At 58.9% G+C, this 21,072-nt stretch carries 22 protein-coding genes; 13 read left to right on the top strand and 9 right to left on the bottom strand.

The window, feature by feature from the left end:
* Nucleotides 1-38 precede the first annotated feature (38 nt).
* From NWV16_RS23295 to norR, 4 genes are all read right to left on the bottom strand, one after another.
* Nucleotides 39-356, bottom strand: a complete 318-nt coding sequence (locus NWV16_RS23295; protein ID WP_260520926.1) for a hypothetical protein — start codon at nt 354-356, stop codon at nt 39-41.
* Nucleotides 357-417: 61 nt separating this feature from the next.
* Complete coding sequence (locus NWV16_RS23290) at nt 418-876, bottom strand: GNAT family N-acetyltransferase (protein WP_260523577.1); 459 nt, start codon at nt 874-876, stop codon at nt 418-420.
* 27 nt (nt 877-903) lie between these two features.
* A complete protein-coding gene (locus NWV16_RS23285; RefSeq protein ID WP_065261347.1) occupies nt 904-1,806 on the bottom strand; it encodes a chemotaxis protein CheV in 903 nt (300 codons plus the stop codon).
* A gap of 128 nt (nt 1,807-1,934) precedes the next feature.
* Nucleotides 1,935-3,491 (bottom strand): nitric oxide reductase transcriptional regulator NorR, encoded by a 1,557-nt coding sequence (norR, locus tag NWV16_RS23280; RefSeq protein WP_260520925.1) that lies wholly within the window; start codon nt 3,489-3,491, stop codon nt 1,935-1,937.
* A gap of 163 nt (nt 3,492-3,654) precedes the next feature.
* On the opposite strand from norR, the gene hmpA reads away from it, so the two are divergent.
* From hmpA to NWV16_RS23230, 10 genes are all read left to right on the top strand, one after another.
* A complete protein-coding gene (hmpA, locus tag NWV16_RS23275; protein ID WP_260520924.1) occupies nt 3,655-4,836 on the top strand; it encodes an NO-inducible flavohemoprotein in 1,182 nt (393 codons plus the stop codon).
* A gap of 235 nt (nt 4,837-5,071) precedes the next feature.
* Nucleotides 5,072-5,632 carry an ester cyclase gene (locus NWV16_RS23270; protein WP_260520923.1) on the top strand — a complete coding sequence of 187 codons (561 nt, stop codon included), beginning with the start codon at nt 5,072-5,074 and terminating at the stop codon, nt 5,630-5,632.
* A 25-nt stretch (nt 5,633-5,657) separates the two neighbouring features.
* Nucleotides 5,658-6,167 carry a disulfide bond formation protein B gene (locus tag NWV16_RS23265; RefSeq protein WP_260520922.1) on the top strand — a complete coding sequence of 170 codons (510 nt, stop codon included), beginning with the start codon at nt 5,658-5,660 and terminating at the stop codon, nt 6,165-6,167.
* 823 nt (nt 6,168-6,990) lie between these two features.
* On the top strand, nt 6,991-7,932 hold the full coding sequence (gene cyoA / locus NWV16_RS23260) for a ubiquinol oxidase subunit II (protein WP_260520921.1): 942 nt from the start codon (nt 6,991-6,993) through the stop codon (nt 7,930-7,932).
* Between the two features lie 3 nt (nt 7,933-7,935).
* A complete protein-coding gene (gene cyoB / locus NWV16_RS23255) occupies nt 7,936-9,966 on the top strand; it encodes a cytochrome o ubiquinol oxidase subunit I (RefSeq protein ID WP_065261341.1) in 2,031 nt (676 codons plus the stop codon).
* A gap of 3 nt (nt 9,967-9,969) precedes the next feature.
* Nucleotides 9,970-10,596, top strand: coding sequence for a cytochrome o ubiquinol oxidase subunit III (locus tag NWV16_RS23250; protein WP_065261340.1), 627 nt, complete (start codon nt 9,970-9,972; stop codon nt 10,594-10,596).
* The gene (gene cyoD, locus NWV16_RS23245) at nt 10,596-10,931 is read left to right on the top strand and encodes a cytochrome o ubiquinol oxidase subunit IV (protein ID WP_065261339.1); all 336 of its coding nucleotides are present in this window, start codon (nt 10,596-10,598) and stop codon (nt 10,929-10,931) included. The genes NWV16_RS23250 and cyoD overlap by 1 nt, the downstream gene beginning before the upstream one ends.
* 10 nt (nt 10,932-10,941) lie before the next feature.
* Nucleotides 10,942-11,829, top strand: a complete 888-nt coding sequence (gene cyoE / locus NWV16_RS23240) for a heme o synthase (protein ID WP_039765651.1) — start codon at nt 10,942-10,944, stop codon at nt 11,827-11,829.
* 141 nt (nt 11,830-11,970) lie between these two features.
* On the top strand, nt 11,971-12,285 hold the full coding sequence (locus NWV16_RS23235) for a DNA-binding transcriptional regulator (protein WP_260520920.1): 315 nt from the start codon (nt 11,971-11,973) through the stop codon (nt 12,283-12,285).
* A gap of 199 nt (nt 12,286-12,484) precedes the next feature.
* The gene (locus tag NWV16_RS23230) at nt 12,485-12,976 is read left to right on the top strand and encodes a RidA family protein (protein ID WP_065261336.1); all 492 of its coding nucleotides are present in this window, start codon (nt 12,485-12,487) and stop codon (nt 12,974-12,976) included.
* A gap of 69 nt (nt 12,977-13,045) precedes the next feature.
* Here NWV16_RS23230 and NWV16_RS23225 read toward each other — a convergent pair whose 3' ends face one another.
* The 3 genes from NWV16_RS23225 to NWV16_RS23215 form a co-directional block, all read right to left on the bottom strand.
* The gene (locus NWV16_RS23225) at nt 13,046-13,750 is read right to left on the bottom strand and encodes a hypothetical protein (RefSeq protein ID WP_260520919.1); all 705 of its coding nucleotides are present in this window, start codon (nt 13,748-13,750) and stop codon (nt 13,046-13,048) included.
* Between the two features lie 115 nt (nt 13,751-13,865).
* Entirely contained in the window at nt 13,866-15,386 is a 1,521-nt protein-coding gene (locus tag NWV16_RS23220) for a HAMP domain-containing sensor histidine kinase (protein WP_260520918.1), read from the bottom strand.
* Nucleotides 15,383-16,099 (bottom strand): response regulator transcription factor, encoded by a 717-nt coding sequence (locus NWV16_RS23215; RefSeq protein ID WP_260520917.1) that lies wholly within the window; start codon nt 16,097-16,099, stop codon nt 15,383-15,385. The genes NWV16_RS23220 and NWV16_RS23215 overlap by 4 nt, the downstream gene beginning before the upstream one ends.
* A 152-nt stretch (nt 16,100-16,251) precedes the next feature.
* Here NWV16_RS23215 and msrB point away from each other — a divergent pair, with 152 nt between their 5' ends.
* The 3 genes from msrB to msrA are packed head-to-tail and all read left to right on the top strand — an operon-like array spanning nt 16,252 to nt 19,342.
* Nucleotides 16,252-16,770, top strand: a complete 519-nt coding sequence (gene msrB, locus NWV16_RS23210; protein ID WP_260520916.1) for a peptide-methionine (R)-S-oxide reductase MsrB — start codon at nt 16,252-16,254, stop codon at nt 16,768-16,770.
* A 43-nt stretch (nt 16,771-16,813) separates the two neighbouring features.
* Nucleotides 16,814-18,622 carry a cytochrome c biogenesis protein DipZ gene (locus tag NWV16_RS23205; protein WP_260520915.1) on the top strand — a complete coding sequence of 603 codons (1,809 nt, stop codon included), beginning with the start codon at nt 16,814-16,816 and terminating at the stop codon, nt 18,620-18,622.
* A gap of 15 nt (nt 18,623-18,637) precedes the next feature.
* Entirely contained in the window at nt 18,638-19,342 is a 705-nt protein-coding gene (gene msrA / locus NWV16_RS23200) for a peptide-methionine (S)-S-oxide reductase MsrA (RefSeq protein WP_260520914.1), read from the top strand.
* 18 nt (nt 19,343-19,360) lie between these two features.
* On the opposite strand, the gene NWV16_RS23195 is transcribed toward msrA, so the two are convergent.
* Together NWV16_RS23195 and NWV16_RS23190 are read right to left on the bottom strand one after the other, a co-directional pair.
* Entirely contained in the window at nt 19,361-19,876 is a 516-nt protein-coding gene (locus tag NWV16_RS23195; RefSeq protein ID WP_260520913.1) for a hypothetical protein, read from the bottom strand.
* Nucleotides 19,877-19,954: 78 nt separating this feature from the next.
* Nucleotides 19,955-21,037 (bottom strand): alginate O-acetyltransferase AlgX-related protein, encoded by a 1,083-nt coding sequence (locus NWV16_RS23190; RefSeq protein WP_260520912.1) that lies wholly within the window; start codon nt 21,035-21,037, stop codon nt 19,955-19,957.
* Nucleotides 21,038-21,072 lie beyond the last annotated feature (35 nt).

Genomic DNA, 21,072 nt, shown 5'->3' with positions numbered 1-21,072 from the left:
GTACAGGCCCGGAGTGAAGCAAGTTGTGCGCCATTCGTTCAGGGTCTGGCGGCCTGACGGATCGAGTCCCATTCGGTGACGTACGCGGTTTTCGACTTCTTGTTGTACAGGCACAGTTCGGTGCCTTGCTGGCCCTTCATGTGTTTTTGCGGGTACTGGCCTTGCAGCAACAGCGCGGTGTAGCCCACGCGGTCATCGAATTGCGCCGCAGTGCCAACCGGTTTGGCGTCTTTCAGGCCGCTGGCCTTGGTGCAACTGGCGAGCACGGCTTTGTCGTAGGCGGCCCAGGCGTCGGGGCTGGAAGCGTGGGCGAATGGAGCGATGAGGCACAGCACGGAGAGGGCGAGGCGTTTCATGGTCGGGGCTTCCCTGGAGGTTGATCGCCAGAGTTTGAGTATGTCGCAGGATTTTAGTTTGTCAGTCCGGCACCAATTCCCGGCGGACCACATACATTCCAGACTTTTCATACAAATGCCGGGCCCGCAGGTTGTCCTCCAATACCTTCAGATCGACAAAGCCTTCGCGTCGATCCTGAAACACCTTGAAAGCGTGAAGCAATAACGCTTTACCCAGTCCGCGACCCTGCACCCGAGGATGCACCACCAGGTTCTTGATATATGAACTGGTCCAGCATTGCGCCACACCGATGACGCCTTCGCCATTGCTGGCGATGAAGCACAGTGCCGGATCGTACTCCGGATCGTTTTCAAACTGCTGTCGCCAGACGTCCAGCGCCGGTACCCGACCGCCACCTTGGCGGTAACCGACTTGCATGAGTTCATGCACGGCGGCCGCCTGTTCGCGGCTGTACGTGGTGAGTTCGATGCCTTGCGGCCACTCGATGGCCGGCACGTGCTGGCTCAGGTCGCGCCGCATCAGAAAGCAGAACGTCTCGCTCAAGACTCAGTAGCCCTGAGCGGCGACGTGTTTGGCCGCTTCGATCAGGCAGTGGGTCAACTCCGGCGAGGAGAACTTGGTCAGCACGCCGTTGGCCCCGGCGAGGCGGGCTTTTTCGCTGTTCATCGCGCTGTCCAGCGAGGTGTGCAACAGCACATAAAGGTGAGCGAAGTCCGGGGTCTCGCGCAGGGTCCGGGTGAAGGCATAGCCATCCATTTCGGACATTTCGATGTCGGAGACAATCAGGTTGATCTGCTGCGCCGTGCCTTGCAGGTCCAGCAGGCAGTCGATGGCCTCCTTGGCGCTGCGAGCGGTGTGGCATTCCAGGCCGAGGTTGCGCAAGGTGTGCACCGATTGCTGCAGGGCCACCTGGCTGTCGTCGACCACCAGAATCCGCGCGTTGCCCAGCACTTCGGCGTCTTCCATGCTCAGCTCGGTCGGGGCCATGTCGATTTGCGCCGGCGCGATGCCGTGGATGACTTTCTCGATGTCCAGCACTTGCACCAGCGTGCCGTCCACCGAGGTCACGCCGGTGATGTAGGCGCGGGAACCGCCAGAGCCGAACGGCGGAGGTTTGATGTCGGTGGTCAGGCAATGCACGATCTTGCTCACTGCCTGCACGTGCAGACCCTGCTTCGAGCGGCTGACATCGGTGACGATCAGGCAGCCGCCGTTCGGGTCTTCCAGCGGTCGTTCGCCGATGGCCCGGCTCAGGTCGATCACCGACAGGGAGTTGCCGCGCAGGGTGGCGATCCCTTTGACGTGGGGGTGCGACTCCGGCAGCTTGGTCAGCGGCGGGCAGGGGATGATTTCACTGACTTTCAGCAGGTTGATCGCCATCAGCTTGCCGCTGCGCAAGGTAAACAGCAGAAGCGAAAGTGAATCTGCGCGGGCTTTGTTGGAAGACATAAAAACCTTCTGCGAAAAAAGGTGATGGGCGAGGGTGAAAATCGCCAGAAACGAGTGATGCCGGGTTATCGGCGTCAAAAGGGTGGGCTTTAGGTTAGTTGTCGGATGGCGTTCCGATGCCGGATCTTTCAGCTTTTCAGGCCAAGCCGCTTGGCCAGCCGCCCCAGATTCGCACGATCCAACCCCAGTTCGCGCGCGGCGCTGGCCCAGTTGTCCTGATTGCGCTCGAGTGCGGCACTGATCAACTGCCGCTGATAGTGCTCGGTGGCGCTGCGCAGATCCCCGGAAATCAAAGGCAGTGAAGCGACTGCACTGGCGGTTTCCGGCGAGTTATCCACAACATCCCGTGGCAGATCGAGATCCATCGCACCCAGGCTGAGAATCTTCGGTCGTACCTTGCAGTTGCCCAGCGCTTTCAGTGCGCTGCGCCCGATCAGGTGTTCCAGTTCCCGCACGTTGCCAGGCCAGGTGTAGGCCAGCAGTGCTTCTTGGGCGTCACTGTTCAGGCGCAGGCTGTTGAGGCCCATGCGCGAGCGGTTCTGTTCGAGGAAAAAGCCGCTGAGCAGCAACACATCGCGACCCCGTTCACGCAGGGCCGGCACCCGCAACGGGTACACGCTCAGGCGATGGTAGAAGTCGGCGCGGTAGCGACCGCTGCGCACCTCTTCGGCGAGGTCGCGGTTGGTTGCGGCGATCAGGCGCACGTCGACCTGATGTTCCTTGTCCGACCCCAGGCGTTGTAACTGGCCGCTTTGCAACACGCGCAACAGCTTGGCCTGCACGGTCAGCGACAACTCGCCGACCTCGTCAAGAAACAGCGTACCGCCATTGGCCAGTTCGAACTTGCCGCGCCGGTCGCTGGTGGCGCCGGTGAAGGCGCCGCGCACATGGCCGAACAGTTCGCTTTCCACCAGGGTATCCGGCAGGGCCGCGCAGTTGAGGCTGATGATCGGTTTGTCGGCGCGCGGGGAGGCGGCGTGGATCGCTTGGGCAACCAGCTCCTTGCCGACACCGGTTTCCCCGGTGATCAACACAGTCAGGTCGCTGCCGCCCACCAGATTGATTTCTTCCACCAGCCGCTTGTGGGCCTTGCTCTGGCCGATCATTTCGCGGTTCTGCTGGCCGCTGGCCTGGCGATAGACCTCGGCACGCTGGTGTTCGTCTTCGGCGCGGATCGCCAGGCGTTCGATGCGTTCGGCGGCGTTGACCGTGGCCGAAGCCAGGCTGGCGAAGGCTTGCAGGGCGTCGAGTTCAATGGGCTCGAAGCGCTCGGGGTCGAGGGCGTCGAGGGTGATCAGGCCCCAGAGCTTTTCATCGACGAACAGCGGGCAGCCGAGGCAATCGTGGACTTCGAGGTGATCGTCCAGGCCGTCGACCAGTCCGTCATAGGGGTCGGGCAATTCGCTGTCGGCGGCGAAGCGGGTCGGCCCTTCGCCGGCCAGCAGCACTTCAAAGCGCGGATGTTCGCTGACCTTGAAGCGCCGGCCGAGAGTGTCGGTGCTCAAACCGTCTACCGCCAGCGGCACCAGCCATTCACCGTCGAGGCGCAGCAGGGCTGCGGCATCGCACGGCAGCAGGGCGCGCATGGCTTCAAGCAGGCGCCGGTAGCGCTCGCCTTCGGGCAATTCGCGGGAAAGGTCGGAAACCAGCGGGAGCAGAGCGGTCAGCAAAGATTTGGCGGACATGGGCTTGTAGTCAAAGGGACACGTTGTAGTCGAAGCGACTATAGAGGCACTTGTGTCAATCTGACTACATAAATTTCAAACTATTGATTTATATGGAAAATTTAATTGGCACGATAACTGAAATGGTCAAGGCACTTTTAAAGAAAGCTCAGGAGTCACCCTTATGCTTAGCGTTCAGGATCGTGCCATCGTCAAATCCACAGTGCCGCTGCTGGAAAGCGGCGGTGAAGCGCTGATCACCCACTTCTACCGCATGATGCTCTCCGAATTCCCGGAAGTCCGCCCGCTGTTCAACCAGGCGCACCAGGCCAGTGGCGACCAGCCTCGCGCCCTGGCCAACGGTGTGTTGATGTACGCCCGCCATATCGACCAGCTCGACCAGTTGGGCGATCTGGTGGCGAAAATCATCAACAAGCATGTGGCGCTGCAGATTCTGCCGGAACATTACCCGATCGTCGGTACGTGCCTGCTGCGTGCCATTTCCGAGGTGCTGGGCGATGAGATTGCCACGCCTGACGTGATGAGCGCCTGGGGTGCGGCCTACGGCCAGTTGGCCGAGATTCTGATCGGTGCCGAAGCCGCCATCTACGACCGGAAAGAACAGGCCGTCGGCGGCTGGCGCGGTGCTCGGGAGTTCATCGTCGCGGCCAGGGTCGAGGAAAGTGCGGAAATCATTTCGTTCTACTTCGAGCCGGCGGACAAAGGTCCGATTCTCGCTGCCGAGCCGGGGCAGTACATCGGCATGAAGCTGGTGCTCGATGGCGAAGAAATCCGCCGTAACTACTCGCTGTCCGCCTTGGCCAATAAAGGCCAGTACCGCATCAGTGTGAAACGTGAACCGGGTGGTCGCGCCTCCAATTACCTGCACGATCAATTGCACGTCGGCGCTCGCATTCAGCTGTTCCCGCCATCAGGTGAATTCACGCTGACGGCGAGCGACAAACCGCTGGTGCTGATCAGCGGTGGCGTGGGCATCACCCCGACCCTGGCGATGCTGGAAGCGGCACTGGAAACCGAGCGTCCGGTGCATTTCATTCACTGCGCGCGCAATGGCAGCGTGCATGCGTTCCGTGACTGGATCGACGGTCTGGCCGAGCGTCATCCGCAGCTCAAGCGCTTCTATTGCTACGCCGAAGATGACGGCGTGAGCCCGGCGGCCGACAAGGTCGGGCTGTTGAGCCAGGAACAGTTGGGCGAGTGGCTGCCGGAACAGCGAGATGTGGACGCCTACTTCCTCGGGCCGAAAGGCTTCATGGGCGCGATCAAGCGTCATTTGAAGGCGCTGGGTGTACCGGAGAAGCAGAGCCGGTATGAGTTCTTCGGGCCGGCGGCGGCTTTGGAATGATCTGAAACCGGGTTGCCCTCATCGCGGGCAAGCCCGCTCCCACAGAGTTTATGGCGTGCACAGAATTTGTGACCGGCGCTGAAACTGTGGGAGCTGGCTTGCCAGCGATTGGTCGTTACACGGCCCCTGATTCTTAAATTCTGTTTAAAGGTTAATCGTTTCTTAACCGGTTTATCGTTTATTCCCTGATGCTGATGATAGGCGCTCGTTCGTTTACATGATCAGGATCGCCCCCATGTCGCACTTCGCTTCCTCCCGTCGTATCAGCCTGGCCGCTGTGGGCCTGTCGGTTGCCTTGCTGTCCAGTCCGTTTGCCTTTGCCGAGTCCGCGTTGATCCAGCCGCAGAGCCTGATCGTTGATCAGAGCCTGCCCAAGGCCCAGCGTGATGCAATGGAACTGGCGGCGCGACGTTACGGCAGTTTCTGGAACAGTGGCGAGGAAGCGTTGGCCACCGCGGCCCTGTCGCCGCAGTTTGTCGACAAGACCCCGCCGGAAGGCCGGGTGCAAGGGCCGACGGGACCATTGCTGGCGTCGAAGTTCTTTCGCACGGCGGTGCCGGACCTGAGCTGCGAGATCGAGCAAATGATCGTCGCCGGTGATCGCGTGGTCGTGCATCTGCACTTTCGCGGGCATTTCACCGGTATGTTCAAGGCTCTCAAAGGGCAGGGCCAGCGTGTAGACTTCCGGGCAACCGATATCTATCAGATCGACAACGGTCGCATCGCGGCCAATTGGCATATCGAAGACAACATCAGCCTGATGGCGCAACTGCAAGCGCAGGCGCCGGCCGGCTGAACCATGGACTAGAAAGGGAAACGCGATGAGCGAGGAAACGATTCGATTGGGACGTGAGCGGCGCTATCTGGTGTTGCTGGGCGTCATCTGCCTGGCGCTGATCGGGGGCGCGCTGTACATGCAGGTCGTGCTGGGCGAAGCACCGTGCCCGCTGTGCATCCTGCAGCGTTATGCCTTGCTGCTGATCGCACTGTTCGCGTTCATCGGTGCGGCCATGCGCACTCGTCGCAGCATCACCGTGTTCGAGGTGCTGGTGGTGATTTGTGCGATTGCCGGAGCCGGCGTTGCCGGGCATCACGTGTACACCCAGTTCTACCCGGCGGTGAGTTGCGGCATCGATGTGCTGCAACCGATCGTCGATGATCTGCCACTGGCGAAGATCTTCCCGCTGGGCTTCCAGGTCGACGGTTTCTGCTCGACGCCGTACCCGCCGATCCTCGGCCTGTCGCTGGCGCAATGGGCCCTGGTGGCCTTCGTGCTGGTGGTGATCCTGGTACCTCTGCTGACCTCGCGTAACCGAAAGGCAATGCGCTGAATCAACTTTTCGGACGATGCGCCGATATCAGGAACGCCCCGATTTGCCGTGATGGAAATCGGGGCGTTTCGCATTTCAGAGTCTTGGTGAAAACACCGTGACGAAGGGCAAGGGAGGGTGCGGCAGATGTGCGACATGTTGTCACATACGCTGCGTCGCAGTGCCTTTCGCGGGCCTGGATTGGAGCGTTGTTACAAAAAAGGATTGGTCTGTTTCAGGGTTTTTCGGTTTTCGCACGCTTGTGCCGAAACAGGCAGTTTTAACAACTGCTGGCAATTGGCCAAAGCCCTTGGGTTATCGGGGTTTAAGCGCTCCACGGTGTCAGAAAAAGTCTTCGGAACTGTCTGATCCGAGCCAGGTACACCTACATTTTTTGGTGTTTTTGTTGAGAATCGATTTCGATAACATGCGGAACTTTTGCAAAAACGGTGATGGATTGTTGCTCGGAGCGATAAAAATTATTTCGGGATAAGACATGGTGTCCAGGGCGCTACCTAACTACAATCGCCCGCACTGAATTCCCGGCACTGTTCAACCTTTATAAGGAACTGAGCAGGAAGTCGGGTGTCGAGGGGCCGAAAGGCCTGCGAGACACCCAGGTGTCGGTGCCTTCCAACTTTCCGCACCAAATGGAATTGGTCTGTAACAAGGCCTTTGACCACGAATTCGAATAAGAACTGACCGCTGTCCCAGGATTTGTCGAGCGTCTGACGCGCGACGGGCGGCCCTTATTCAATCCAAAGAAAATGCCAACCCTTGGCAGGGTGAAGTGTTGGCGATCAAAACCCAACTGCATTGCGCAAGCTGCTTTAGAGGTCGTGAGATGAGTAAAAACAGGTACCCCAGATTACTAGGCCTAGTGCCGCTGCTCGGCACGTTGTTGCTGGGAGGCTGCAACATGACCTTGCTCAATCCAACGGGCCAGGTCGGCCTGGAACAGCGCAACCTGATCATCACCGCCACGCTGCTGATGCTGTTGGTCGTTGTGCCGGTCATCGTCATGACCTTCCTGTTCGCCTGGAAGTACCGCGCCTCCAACAAGAACGCCGTCTACACCCCGAAATGGTCGCACTCGACCAAGATCGAAGTGGCCGTCTGGACCATCCCGGTCCTGATCATCATTGCCCTGGGTTACATCACCTACAAGTCGACCCACTCGCTGGATCCGTATCGTCCGATCGAATCCGATGTCAAGCCAGTGACCATCGAAGTGGTCGCGCTGGACTGGAAGTGGCTGTTCATCTACCCGGAACAAGGCATCGCCACGGTCAACAAGATCGTGTTCCCGGCGCACACGCCAGTCAACTTCCGGATCACTTCGGACGCGGTGATGAACTCGTTCTTCATCCCGGGTCTGGGCGGCCAGATCTACGCGATGGCGGGCATGACCACCAAGCTGCATCTGATCGCTGACCGCAACGCTGAAATGGACGGTATCTCCGCCAACTACAGCGGCGCTGGTTTCACCGGTATGAAATTCAAAGCGATCGCAACTTCTCAGGAAGATTTCGACGCCTGGGTAAGTGAAGTCAAAAAGGCACCTAAACAGCTTGAACAAGCTGAATACGCAGCCCTTGCCAAGCCAAGCCAGAACAATCCAGTCGAGCTCTACTCCTCGGTCGCGCCGAACCTGTTCCAGACCATCGTCGACAAGTACGAAGGCATGAAACCGGGCAAGCCGCTGAAGCACGAGAAGAAAGAGAAAGAAGTGGCGGCAACGGATATGGACTCGAATTCGCATTCAGCTGCCGGGGCAGAGGAGTAAACGATGTTTGGTAAATTAAGTTGGGAAGCGATCCCTTTCCACGAGCCGATCGTGATGGTCACCATCTCGATGATCGCGCTCGGTGGTCTGGCGTTGTTCGCTGCAATCACCTACTTCAAGAAGTGGACTTACTTGTGGACCGAGTGGCTGACGTCGGTCGACCACAAGAAAATCGGTGTGATGTACATCATCGTTGCCATGGTCATGCTGCTGCGTGGCTTTGCCGACGCCATCATGATGCGTACCCAGCTGGCCATGGCCACCGAGGGTTCGCCTGGCTACCTGCCACCTGAACACTATGACCAGATCTTCACCGCTCACGGTGTGATCATGATCATCTTCATGGCGATGCCATTCTTCACCGGCCTGATGAACCTTGCAGTGCCGCTGCAGATCGGTGCCCGCGACGTTGCGTTCCCGTTCCTGAACTCCCTGAGCTTCTGGCTGCTGGTGTCCGGCGTCGTGCTGATCAACGTTTCCCTGGGCGTCGGCGAATTCGCCAAGACCGGCTGGGTTGCCTATCCACCGCTGTCGGGTCTGCAATACAGCCCTGGGGTGGGTGTGGACTACTACATCTGGGCGCTACAGCTATCCGGTCTCGGGACAACGTTAACGGGGGTCAACTTCCTCGCTACCGTGCTGAAAATGCGTACCCCAGGCATGAAACTGATGGACATGCCGATCTTCACCTGGACCTGCACCTGGGCAAACGTTCTGATCGTGGCTTCGTTCCCGATCCTGACCGCGACCCTGGCACTGCTGACCCTTGACCGTTACATGGATTTCCACATTTTCACCAATGAACTTGGTGGCAATCCAATGATGTACGTCAACCTGTTCTGGGCATGGGGCCACCCTGAGGTTTACATCCTGATCCTGCCGGCCTTCGGTATCTTCTCGGAAGTGGTCTCGGCCTTCACCGGCAAGAAACTGTTCGGCCACCACTCGATGATCTACGCTTCGGGCGCGATCTCGGTACTGGGCTTCATGGTGTGGCTGCACCACTTCTTCACCATGGGTTCGGGTGCCAGCGTCAACGCCTTCTTCGGTCTGGCGACGATGCTGATCTCCATCCCGACGGGTGTGAAACTGTTCAACTGGCTGTTCACCATCTACCAGGGCCGTCTGCGCTTCACCAGCCAGGTTCTGTGGACCCTGGGCTTCATGGTGACCTTCGCCATCGGCGGCATGACCGGCGTACTGCTGGCCATTCCGGGTGCCGACTTCGTTCTGCACAACAGCCTGTTCGTGATCGCGCACTTCCACAACGTGATCATCGGCGGCGCGGTATTCGGCTACATCGCAGGTTTCGGCTTCTACTTCCCGAAAGCGTTCGGCTTCAAGCTGCACGAAGGCTGGGGTAAAGCAGCGTTCTGGTTCTGGATCTCGGGCTTCTTCGTCGCGTTCATGCCGCTCTACGCTCTGGGCTTCATGGGCATGACCCGTCGTCTGAACGCCACCACCAACCCTGAGTGGGTACCGTACCTGTACGTTGCCATGTTCGGTGCGATCCTGATCGCCGTGGGCATCGCCTGCCAGCTGATCCAGCTGTACGTTTCGGTGCGTGACCGCAACAAGCCGGAAAACATGTGCGAACACGGTGACCCGTGGAACGGCCACACCCTGGAATGGTCGACCTCGTCGCCACCTCCGTTCTACAACTTCGCCGTGCTGCCAAAAGCAGACTGCATCGACCCGTTCACCGAAGCCAAGGAAAACGGTACCGCGTACCAGACTCCGGCCAAGTACGAGCCGATCCACATGCCGAACAACACCGCCACTGGCGTGGTGATGGGCGCACTGCTGACCGTGTTCGGTTTCGCGATGATCTGGCACATCTGGTGGTTGGCGATCGCCAGCCTGGCCGGCACTGTCATCTACTTCGTGATCCACGCTGCACGTGACGATCAAGGCTACATGGTGCCGGTCGACGTGATCGAACGCATCGAAGCCGAGCAGCACAAGCGTCTGGTAGCGGCCGGGAAGATCCCTGCTTCCGCGACCCGTGTTGAAACCAAGTTGGAACAGGCTTAAACAATGTCGAACTTAGTGACCAATGCTGGACACGCCCATGGCCATGACCATGGGCATGACGACCATCACCACGACTCGGGCGAGATGACCGTATACGGTTTCTGGCTCTACCTGATGACCGACTGCATTCTGTTTGCATCGATCTTCGCGGTGTACGCGGTACTGGTAAACAACGTTGCCGGTGGCCCGTCGGGCCACGACATCTTCGAACTGCCATACGTGCTGGGCGAAACCGCTCTGCTGTTGTTCAGCTCGATCACCTACGGCTTCGCCATGCTGGCGTTGTACAAAGGTAAAAAGCAGCAGGTTCTGGGCTGGCTGTTCCTGACCTTCCTGCTCGGCGCAGGCTTCATCGCCATGGAGATCAACGAGTTCCATCTGTTGATCTCCGAGGGCTTCGGTCCTAGCCGTTCGGGCTTCCTGTCGGCGTTCTTCACCCTGGTCGGTACCCACGGTCTGCACGTATCCGCAGGTCTGATCTGGATGGGCATCATGATGTACCAGGTCAACAAGCACGGCCTGACGGCGACCAACAAGACCCGTCTGAGCTGCCTGAGCCTGTTCTGGCACTTCCTGGACGTGGTGTGGATCTGCGTATTCACCGTTGTTTACCTGATGGGGACCCTGTAATGGCTAATGCACACTCCCATGACAGCCATGATGCTGGCCACGGCAGCGTAAAGTCGTACGCCATCGGCTTCATCCTGTCGGTGATCCTGACCGTCATCCCGTTCGGCCTGGTGATGTTCCCGACCCTGCCGAAGTCCACCACGCTGGCAATCGTCCTGCTGTTCGCGGTGATCCAGGTGATCGTTCACCTGTATTACTTCCTGCACCTGGACCGCTCCGTGGCTCAGCGTAACAACGTGATCGCGTTCGTCTTTACGGCCATCGTGATCCTGCTGCTGGTCGGCCTGTCGCTGTGGATCATGTTCAGCATCCACACGTTCATGATGGCGAAGTGAGGTAGACCCGATGTCGCTCAAGCACTTTATCCAAATCACCAAACCGGGGATCATTTTCGGTAACGTGCTTTCTGTGGCAGGCGGGTTCTTCCTGGCCTCGAAAGGGCATGTGGATCTGGCGGTGTTCCTGGCCGCCATGATCGGCACGTCCCTGGTCGTGGCCTCCGGTTGCGTGTTCAACAACTGCATCGACCGCGACATCGACCTGAAGATGGAACGCACCAAAAACCGGGTGCTGGTCCAGGGCCTGATCTCCCTGAAGCTGGCCCTGGTCTATGCGACCGTCCTGGGTGTTGCCGGCGTTGCGTTGCTGTACAAGGTGGCCAACCCGTTGGCTGCCCTGTTCGCCGTGATCGGCTTCATCATCTACGTCGGCTTCTACAGCCTGTACCTCAAGCGCAAGTCGGTTCACGGCACGCTGGTGGGCAGTCTGTCGGGCGCCATGCCACCGGTGATCGGTTACGTGGCCGTGACCAACAGCTTCGACATGGCCGCGCTGACCCTGCTGGTGATGTTCAGCCTGTGGCAGATGCCGCATTCCTACGCCATCGCGATCTTCCGCTTCAACGATTACCTGGCCGCATCGATTCCGGTGCTGCCAGTGAAGCGCGGAATCCAGGTGGCCAAGAAGCACATCCTGTTCTACATCCTGGCGTTCCTCGTGGCGACCTTGATGCTGACCTTCAGCGGCTACGCCGGCATGAGCTACCTCGCCGTCGCCGCGGCCATGGGCATGTACTGGCTGTACATGGCCTGGACCGGCTACAAGGCGGTGGATGATACGGTCTGGGCACGCAAGCTGTTCGTGTTCTCGATCTTCACCATCACCGCGTTGAGCGTCATGATGTCCCTGGACTTCAAGGTGCCGACCGAGCTGCTGCTGACGTACGCGCCGTAAGGTTCGAACGCTGTATGAGAAACCCCGTTCATCGAGAGATGAGCGGGGTTTTTTGTTGTCTGCACGAAAGGTGTTTATTGTTCTGCTATAGGCAACTTGCTTATAGTTTTTGAATGAAAGCAAGAAAACACGAGGTACCCCATGAAAAAACGCGACCTGTTTGCAGAATTGATGCAGGGCGTTGATGAGATGGCGGCTCAACGCGAAGGAAAAATCACGCTACGTAATACGACGCTTGAGGAGAAACCAGCTCCTGAAGTCGGTGCTCGGGAAATCGTAGCGTTACGGGAAAAACTGCACATGTCACAGGCCGTTTTTGCCAGACGAATCAGGACAAGTCCAAGCACCCTTAGAAACTGGGAACAGGAGAAATCGAAGCCCAACGCTCAAGCTGCCTTGCTGATCCGTTTGGTGGAAAAATTCCCTGATATGGTCGAGCGATTGAGCGCTGTTTAGAGTCGTTTCGAAGTCTGCGTAAAGCCCTGCACGCTTAATGTCGTGCGGGGCTTTTTTGTACAAGCCACCACAGGTTGCAGTGTTTCGGCAAAAGCCCTAGATTTGGATCCAACCCTGTCAGTTATGGCGCTATGCACTGCTCGCCGCCCGACTGTCGTAATCTGCAATTCTTCACGCATCGATCAAGAGGCTGGGCGAAATGACTGAGAGGATGACCTGCGACGAACGCTTCATTGCACTGGCAAAAGAGCTGAATTACGACATCAATGGCGAGAACACCGTGGGCGGCAATTACTCGCCGTTGGTGCGTCATCACGATGAGCTGTACATCAGCGGTATGGTGCCGCGTACGGAAGGAAAGATTCAGTATCCCGGCCGGGTCGGGCTGGAGCTGACCCTCGAGGATGCCCAGGCTGCCGCGAGCATAAGCGCCATGCGCTGCCTGGCGTTCATCGTCGATGCGATCGGTTCGCTGGACAAGGTCAGGGCGCTGTTACGGGTCACGGTCTATGTGAAGTCGACCCCTGATTTCGTTGACCTGAGCGAAGTGGCCAACGGCGCATCGGACGTTTTCAGTCATGTATTGGGTGATGCCGGGCGACACACGCGCACCACTGTCGGTGTCTATCAGTTGCCGAAAAACGCGGCCATCGAAGTCGACATGATCGCAGCCGTGCATCCTTCGACGTAATCCCGCAAAACCGAACAGCAAAAAGCCCCGCCTGAGATTCAGAGCGGGGCTTTTTTGTCTGTGCCGGTTTTATTGCGCTGCGATGCTGTAACCGTCGAACGCGGTCTGCTGCTGCAGGGCGGTGATGATGTTCTTGCGGTTGATCGCGTGTTCGGTACCGCTATTGTCGACGAAGGTTTCGCCCTCGATTTCCGCTTCTTCGCCTTCGCCGACAAAGGTGAAACCGAGGAATTCCAGCGCCTCACGATCCACACTCAGACGCGAACGCGGCGTGCGCATTGGCAGGGTCACACTGATGCCGTCCTTGCTGATGCTGAACACTTCGACGTCTTTCCTGGCGCGGGCAGCCTTGCTCTTGCCGCCGCTCGGATTGCTGATGGCCTGATGGGTCTGGTTGAGGATCTTCAGAGCCAGACCATAGACGATTTCCTGAAATGCCGGGTCGTCCTTGAAACTGGAGAGGATGCGGCTGATCGGAAACTTGCTGCTCAGGTCTTCAAGCGCCGCAATGTCGGCTGCCTCGGCGTCCTTCAGGCGCTTGAGCTGGCCCATCAGCTCGTAGGCCTGGTCGTCATCGAAGCGGTCGTGAGCCTGGCGGATCGCGGCACGCAGTTCGCGGATCTGCTCGCTCTCGCGAGTCGACTGGAATGCGTCGAGCACCATCTCGCTGATGATCTTCGCTTGTGGAATGTGTTGTGAAAGATTGATGGAGTTTTCGTATTCCGCTTTGGACGACAGGGTAACTACGGATTCAGCGGTGTTGAAATCGGACATTGAAATTTCACTACTTTTTAACTTGGGATAAGACGAGAAAGCATGGGGGCTTTTTCAGGCCGACTAATTTAGGGGAGAGGGGCGGTGTTGTCACGGATCAACGGCCCGATGGGGATCATTTGCCCGGCGAATTCAGGTTCATCGAACGGATGATCCATTGTTCGGCGTCCTGTTGATCCACCGGCAGCGAGAAGCGAAAGGTCGCCCCGCGCCCGACGACATCCAGCAAGCGGATCTCGCGCCCGTGCAGTTGCAGGATCCGGTGCACGATCCGCAGTCCGAGTCCGCCATCCCGTCGCGCACCACCGATATTGAAAGGACGCAGAAACAAACCTTCACGCAACTCGGCGGCAATGCCGGGGCCGGTATCGCTGACGGTGATTTCAACCGTTGCACCCCGGGGTTTCAGGTCGAGTTCGATTTCGCCCCCTGGCGGCGTATGACGCAAGGCGTTATCGACCAGGTTGGTCAGCACCCGTTCGATCAACCCGAGGTCGGCGCAGACGGTCGGCAGGTTGGCGCTGAAACTGGCCTTGAGTCCGACGTTTCGGGCTTCGGCGCCGAGTTCGAATTTCTGGAAAATGTCCTGGACCAGATCGGTCAAGGAAAATTTCTCCAGTACCGGCTGCACAAAACCATGTTCGAGACGCACCAGTTCCAGCAATGACTGCGCGAGCCCGCCGACCTTGCGGCTCTGGTCCAGGGCGATCCCCAGATAACGGCGCCGTTCTTCGGCAGACAGTGTGGCGTCCTTGAGCGACAGGGTTTCCAGATAACCGTGCAGCGAAGCCAGCGGCGTGCGCAAGTCGTGGGAAATGTTCGCCACCAGTTCCCGGCGTTCCTGGTCCTGGCGGGTGAGTGAGCGCCATTGTTCACCGAGGCGGTTCTGCATTTGCCGGAACGCTGCGTCGAGCACGGCGATTTCATCCGGGTCGGCGGACTTGTCCACAGGTGTCGGTGCGGCTGGCAGTGATTGGGGGACGCCGTCGATATCGAACCGGCTCACGGTTTCGGTCAACCGACGCAGCGGCCGGGTGATCAGGTTGAATGCCGTCAGACCGGCAATCAGGCACAGGAACGCCGCCAGCCCGATGGACAGCAGCGCCGTATTCAGCGCTGCGCTGGTGGCCCCGCGTTCGGCGAAGCGATCGTGGGCTTCACTGAGCAACACCACATAAAGATATCCGGCCGGCTTGCCGTTGACCTGCAACGGCGCCGCACTGAAGACCTTGCGGCCATCGATGCTGCGCGGGTCGTCGCCGAGGATCGGCAGCGGTTGTTCGTCGAGCAGTCGCCGGATCGGTTGCAGATCGACGGACTGCCGGCGCAGGCGTCCTTCCGGCGCCGCGTTGCCGACGATCCGGCCTTCGGTGTCGAGCAGGTACACCTCGACACTCGGGTTGACCAGCATCAACTGGCTGAACAGCTCGCGCACCGCGCCGGGCATCAGACCGTTGCTGTCCATCAGCACCGTGTCATGGGCGATGTGTTGCGCCAGGTCACGGGACAGGCCCTGCACCACCTCCAGCTCGTGCATCTGGCTGGAGCGCACCTGCAACCATGCAGACGTACCGCAGCACGCCAGCAGCAACACGGCGAATACCAGGGACAGGCGCTGCGTCAGGGTCAGTTTCATGGTTGTTCCGTACTCATGCCGAATTTGTAGCCACGGCCCCACACCGTGAGGATGCGCACGGGCTGGGCCGGATCGGCCTCGATCTTCGCCCGCAGGCGATTGATGTGGGTGTTGACCGTGTGTTCGTAACCTTCGTGGCTGTAGCCCCAGACCGCGTTGAGCAGGTCCATGCGCGAGAACACCTTGCCCGGCTGACGGGCGAAGAAATACAGCAGGTCGAATTCCCGAGGCGTGAGATCCAGGCGCTGGCCGTCGAGGGTGACCTCACGGGTGATCGGGTCGATGGTCAGGCCATCGAGACTCAGGCTGCCGGCGTCCATCTTCAGATTGCGCGCCATGGCGTCCACCCGGCGCAGCAGCGCCTTGACCCGGGCGACCAGTTCCAGCATCGAAAACGGCTTGGCGAGATAGTCGTCGGCGCCCAGCTCCAGGCCAAGGATGCGGTGCAGTTCGCTGGAGCGGGCGCTGGTGATGATGATCGGTGTGTAGCGGGCCATGGCCCGGGCACGGCGGCAGATTTCCAGGCCGTCCACCCCGGGCAGCATCAGGTCGAGGATGAGTGCGTCCCAGTGTCCCTGTTGCAGCAGGCGCATGCCTTCATCGCCGTCGGTGCTGTGGACCACTTCGAATTGCTCGTCACGCAGATGCAGGCAAATGAGGTCGGCGATGTGCAGGTCGTCCTCGACCACCAGGACGCGTTTGGTCTGTTCCATGAAGCTCAATCCTTCGGCGCAATAGGGCGCATTGTGCGGGTTTTCCTCGGGGCGAGTTATCACGAATTGTTTAACTTCCCGTGAGGATTTGGCGATCAACCCAAGCCTAGGCTGTGTTCCACGACAGGCATCTGGAATTTTGGGAGACGGCCATGTTTTCACGGCGACAGATTCTGGCAACGGGCGGCGGACTGGGGCTTGCAGCACTGCTGGCCGGTGTATTGCCAAAGTTATCCACGGGGTCGGCGCTGGTCGCTGAGGCCTACGCAGACGAAGCTTTTGAAGTATCCCATAGCGACAGTGAATGGCACGCATTGCTCACTGACGAGCAATTCGACGTACTGCGCAATGAGGGCACCGAGCGCGCCTACAGCAGCCCGCTCAACAATGAACATCGGGCCGGCACGTTTGCCTGTGCCGGCTGCGATCTGGCGCTGTTTTCGTCGGACACCAAGTTCGACAGCCGTACCGGCTGGCCCAGTTTCTGGGCGCCGCTGGAACACGCCGTGGCCACCCGCCAGGACCGATCCTTCGGCATGACCCGGGAGGAAGTCCACTGCCGGCGTTGCGGCGGTCACCTCGGCCATGTGTTCGACGACGGACCCAAACCCACCGGTCTGCGCTACTGCATGAACGGCCTGGCCATGACCTTCAAACCCGTGGCGGTCTGAGTCGTGGCCCGCCTGCAATCTTCTCTCACTACAGGACGACACCATGTGGCTCTTGGTTCTCGCTTATCTCGGCGGTGTGCTGACGATCGTCAGCCCGTGCATCCTGCCGGTTCTGCCTTTTGTCTTCGCTCGCACCGGGCAGCCGTTTATCAAGAGTGGCTTGCCGCTGTTGGCCGGAATGGCATTGACCTTCGCCCTCGTCGCGACACTGGCGGCGGTGGGCGGCGGTTGGGTGGTGCAAGTCAATCAGTACGGTCGCTGGCTCGCGTTGCTGTTCGTTGCACTGTTCGGGCTGACCTTGCTGCTGCCGCATCTGGCCGAGCGCCTGACCCGGCCGCTGGTGTCCGCCGGCAATCGTCTGTCGGAGGTCGCGGGGCAGGACAACCGTCCACGTCCCGGCGCTTCGTTTCTGATCGGTGTCGCAACAGGGCTGCTGTGGGCGCCCTGCGCCGGGCCCATCCTCGGACTGATTCTGACCGGTGCCGCGTTGCAAGGGGCAAGCATCGCCACCACGCTGTTGTTGCTCGCTTACGCGGCGGGCGCCGCGACGTCGCTGGCGGCGGCATTGTTGCTCGGCGGTAAGGTCTTTGCGCTGATGAAGTGTTCGATTGGCACCGGCGAGTGGATCCGTCGCGGGCTCGGTGCGGCGATGCTGGCTGGCGTGGCCGCCATTGCGCTGGGTCTCGATACCGGGATTCTGGCGCGGGTGTCGACGGCCTCTACCGGAGGGCTGGAGCAGGCATTGGTCGGCAGGCTTTCGGGGAAATCTCCTCAGGGCAACGGCACGATGATGGCGCAGATTCCCGCAGCGGATGACGCGGCGAACGGCAGCATGATGGCGGCTGGTGGCGCGATGAAAATGTCTGCGAAGGCACCGGGCTCATTGCCGGTCGAAGGCCAGTTGCCGCCGCTCGATGGCGCGGTGCAGTGGCTCAATTCCGCGCCGCTTGATGCTCAGGCATTGAAGGGCAAGGTGGTGCTGGTGGATTTCTGGACCTACTCCTGCATCAACTGCCTGCGCACCCTGCCTTACGTCAAGGCCTGGGCCGAGAAGTACAAGGATCAGGGCCTGGTAGTGATCGGCGTGCATGCACCGGAATTTGCCTTCGAGCGTGATGTAGGCAATGTCACCAAAGCCATGAAGGAACTGGGCATCAACTACCCGGTGGCCATCGATAACGACTACAGGATCTGGCGTGCTTTCAGCAATGAATACTGGCCGGCGCATTATTTTGCCGACGCCCAGGGGCGCATTCGCTACCACCACTTTGGCGAAGGGGACTACGCCGAATCGGAACGGGTCATCCAGCAACTGCTGCGTGAGGCCGGTGCGAAAACTGTTGCCGACGGTCTGATCAATGCCGATGCCCAAGGCGTACAGCTGGCGCCGGACATGAATCAGGTGCTGTCGCCGGAAACCTACATCGGCTACCAGCGTGCGGAACATTTCGTACCGGAAACCAGCCTTGTGCCTGACAAGGTGGCGGCTTACACGACGCCGACCAACCTGGCTCTGAATGATTGGAGCCTGGGCGGGCAATGGGCAGTCGGTGCCGAGCGCGCCACCGCCAGCGCTCCGGCCAGCCGCATCGTTTATCGCTTCCATGCCCGTGATTTGCACCTGGTGCTGGGACCGGGGACGGACGGTAAACCGGTGCGCTTCAAAGTGACCATCGACGGTCAGGCGCCGGATGATGCCCACGGTGTCGACGTGGCACCGGACGGCAGTGGTCGGGTCACCGAGCAACGCTTGTATCAATTGGTGCGGCAAACCAATGGGGTGAGGGACCGAACCTTCAGCATCGAGTTTCTCGACCCGGGCGTGTCGGCCTACGCCTTTACCTTCGGCTGATCAGGAGTTCACAGCATGAATACTCAAACTATCTGGCGTCGCGTGCTTTTGGGTGCTGCAGCAGCCGGGGTCGTAGCGCAATGCTCGGCGTTTTCCTTCGGTGCGGAAGAGGGGGTAGTCATCCCGCCGCCGGCGCTTGATGAAAACACCCAGGCGCACAGCGAAACTGCGGTGTTCGCCGGCGGCTGTTTCTGGGGCGTGCAGGGGGTTTTCCAGCATGTCAAAGGCGTGCAGAAAGCCGTTTCCGGTTACGCCGGCGGCGCAGCGAATACGGCGGAATATGAACAGGTCAGCGAGGGTGATACGGGGCACGCCGAGTCGGTGCAGGTCACCTTCGATCCGACACAGGTCAGCTACGGCAGCCTGTTGCAGATCTACTTTTCGGTGGCCCACAACCCGACCGAGCTTAACCGTCAGGGCCCGGACAGCGGCACCCAATATCGTTCAGCGCTGTTTCCGGTCAATGCCGATCAGCAACGGGTGGCTCAGGCCTACATCGCACAGCTCGATGCGGCGCATGCCTACAGCAAACCCATCGTGACCCGACTGGAAACCTTCAACGGCTTCTACCCGGCGGAGGACTATCATCAGGACTTCCTCACCGAGCATCCGACCTATCCGTACATCGTGATCAACGATCTACCGAAAGTGGCGCAGTTGAAGCAACTGTTCGCCGAACGTTATCAGGACAAACCGGTGCTGGTGAAAAGCGGGTCGTGATCACCGGTCGTGCAATGATTATGGTGCGGTCACTGGCGACTGTCGGGCGGCGAGGACTCGCAGCGTCCAGTAGAACTTCAGTGATCGGGTGCTGATCAGGCCGCACATGAAACCCGAAACAGTGGACTTGAGCAGTTGCATGTCTGCCGAGGCGTAAAGCTCCGGATGCATGTTCTTTTGATATTCGAAGTAAAAGTTCGCGAAAAAAAACATCAGAAACATGATCAGAATCTTGACGGTGCCCGGCATGATCAGTGCTGTCGCGGAGTCGTCAAGTGCCACGCCCTTACGGGAAAAAACCAGCCAGGCCGAGAGGCTGCCCAGCAGCAGCGCGCCCGTCCAGCTGCAAAAGAACAGGGTCGGATTGGTCGTCAAATTCAGGGAGTAGAACGACCACGCCAGAAACGCCGGTGGTGTTATGAGCATCGAAAGACGGCTTTCACGGGTGGGAGAAAAGGCCTTGATACCGAAATAAACCACCAACAGAAAAATCACATAGGCCCGTATCGGGGTGTTTTGCAAAACTGTGAGCATTTCGCAGCATCCATGCTGAAAAGGGAACGACGAGCATAGTCGTTGCCGAGCTCAAGATAAAAGTATCTGTCTGCCTGGTTAATTGATCATTGCGGTATCAGCGTTCGAGAGAGGGGGACCCGATTGGAAAAAATCACTGCGAATATCGCGCTCGACACTCGTGATGAACACGTAGTCAGGCTGGAATCGTTCAATGAGCGTGACGAATTCCTCGGCTTTGAGTGGCAGAAAATAAACATGCAATGTTTCGGCGAAGGTGGCTGACATCAAGGGAGATATTGACGAGCCAAACGAATCGCGTAACCAAAGCACTTTTTTCGGATTCAAGGCTTGCGCTGACTTGACCAGAAGAGGAGACGCCGGAGATGCGATATCGATGTTTTGACCAGCGAACAAGATTTCACCGGAGTTGAAGTCATGGTGTTCTACCGATAGTACGTATTCGTCTTGGTAACTGAGCACAATTTCATTGTCGCTCAACGACGCCTGCATTCTCAGAAACTGCGCCAGGTCGCCGCCAGTGCGCTCGCGAGTTTTCAATATCAGGGGGGCTCGATCGGGCGGCCACATCAACTGCGTATGGTTTGTTGACAAACTTTTACGCAACTCGTCGAAGGCGATCCATGCCCCTGCATTGTTCCAGTGCGTATCGGTCTTGTAGTAAAGCGGATGGGAAAGTCGTTCCTTTGCATTGAGCAATGCCTTTGTCGGATCGATATAAATATTGTCTCGAACACTCCGTAGCAGCACCTCGGTTGGCCTGGGGTGCACGTGCGAAATCCAGTCTGGCAGGAATTCCGGATATACGGAGTCCTTGTCAGGACCGATGACAATTCGAAATGCAGTTACACCCTTGTTGCTCAGCCACTGATCCCAGGACTCCACGGATTGCGCAACCTTTTTGATGGTATGCGTCTCCTGCAAGTCGAGGTTCCTGCGTTTGATCGAAATGTTGTCGGCAAATTCATCGCCCAGAAAGAGCCAGCCCTCCTTGCCGATGATGACTTTTCCCGGATTAATCGATATCCCTATGGGGTAAAGCAGTTTGCTGATGTATCCATGAAGCAGATCCATGTTGTACAGCACCTTGGACTTCCACCATTTCACGTCGCTCTGCGTCGTAAACACCTGGTAGAGGTTGATGATTGGAACGGTACACATGATCAATACCGTCAGGGTGAGTGCCGCGTATAAAT

Origin of the sequence: Pseudomonas sp. BW7P1, from assembly GCF_024981055.1 — a bacterium.
GTDB lineage: Bacteria > Pseudomonadota > Gammaproteobacteria > Pseudomonadales > Pseudomonadaceae > Aquipseudomonas > Aquipseudomonas bananamidigenes.
Note: the sequence above shows the minus strand (reverse complement) of the source record. Positions and strands in the feature narration are given on the sequence as shown.

Coding starts and splice junctions, on each gene's coding strand:
- msrA (WP_260520914.1), top strand. CDS start 18,638: ATGAATACTCAAACTATCTGGCGTCGCGTGCTTTTGGGTGCTGCAGCA.
- NWV16_RS23215 (WP_260520917.1), bottom strand. CDS start 16,099: ATGGAACAGACCAAACGCGTCCTGGTGGTCGAGGACGACCTGCACATC.
- NWV16_RS23190 (WP_260520912.1), bottom strand. CDS start 21,037: ATGTGTACCGTTCCAATCATCAACCTCTACCAGGTGTTTACGACGCAG.
- NWV16_RS23220 (WP_260520918.1), bottom strand. CDS start 15,386: ATGAAACTGACCCTGACGCAGCGCCTGTCCCTGGTATTCGCCGTGTTG.
- NWV16_RS23290 (WP_260523577.1), bottom strand. CDS start 876: ATGCGGCGCGACCTGAGCCAGCACGTGCCGGCCATCGAGTGGCCGCAA.
- cyoB (WP_065261341.1), top strand. CDS start 7,936: ATGTTTGGTAAATTAAGTTGGGAAGCGATCCCTTTCCACGAGCCGATC.
- cyoD (WP_065261339.1), top strand. CDS start 10,596: ATGGCTAATGCACACTCCCATGACAGCCATGATGCTGGCCACGGCAGC.
- cyoE (WP_039765651.1), top strand. CDS start 10,942: ATGTCGCTCAAGCACTTTATCCAAATCACCAAACCGGGGATCATTTTC.
- NWV16_RS23270 (WP_260520923.1), top strand. CDS start 5,072: ATGTCGCACTTCGCTTCCTCCCGTCGTATCAGCCTGGCCGCTGTGGGC.
- NWV16_RS23250 (WP_065261340.1), top strand. CDS start 9,970: ATGTCGAACTTAGTGACCAATGCTGGACACGCCCATGGCCATGACCAT.
- NWV16_RS23195 (WP_260520913.1), bottom strand. CDS start 19,876: ATGCTCACAGTTTTGCAAAACACCCCGATACGGGCCTATGTGATTTTT.
- NWV16_RS23235 (WP_260520920.1), top strand. CDS start 11,971: ATGAAAAAACGCGACCTGTTTGCAGAATTGATGCAGGGCGTTGATGAG.
- msrB (WP_260520916.1), top strand. CDS start 16,252: ATGTTTTCACGGCGACAGATTCTGGCAACGGGCGGCGGACTGGGGCTT.
- NWV16_RS23225 (WP_260520919.1), bottom strand. CDS start 13,750: ATGTCCGATTTCAACACCGCTGAATCCGTAGTTACCCTGTCGTCCAAA.
- cyoA (WP_260520921.1), top strand. CDS start 6,991: ATGAGTAAAAACAGGTACCCCAGATTACTAGGCCTAGTGCCGCTGCTC.
- NWV16_RS23205 (WP_260520915.1), top strand. CDS start 16,814: ATGTGGCTCTTGGTTCTCGCTTATCTCGGCGGTGTGCTGACGATCGTC.
- NWV16_RS23295 (WP_260520926.1), bottom strand. CDS start 356: ATGAAACGCCTCGCCCTCTCCGTGCTGTGCCTCATCGCTCCATTCGCC.
- norR (WP_260520925.1), bottom strand. CDS start 3,491: ATGTCCGCCAAATCTTTGCTGACCGCTCTGCTCCCGCTGGTTTCCGAC.
- NWV16_RS23230 (WP_065261336.1), top strand. CDS start 12,485: ATGACTGAGAGGATGACCTGCGACGAACGCTTCATTGCACTGGCAAAA.
- NWV16_RS23265 (WP_260520922.1), top strand. CDS start 5,658: ATGAGCGAGGAAACGATTCGATTGGGACGTGAGCGGCGCTATCTGGTG.
- hmpA (WP_260520924.1), top strand. CDS start 3,655: ATGCTTAGCGTTCAGGATCGTGCCATCGTCAAATCCACAGTGCCGCTG.
- NWV16_RS23285 (WP_065261347.1), bottom strand. CDS start 1,806: ATGTCTTCCAACAAAGCCCGCGCAGATTCACTTTCGCTTCTGCTGTTT.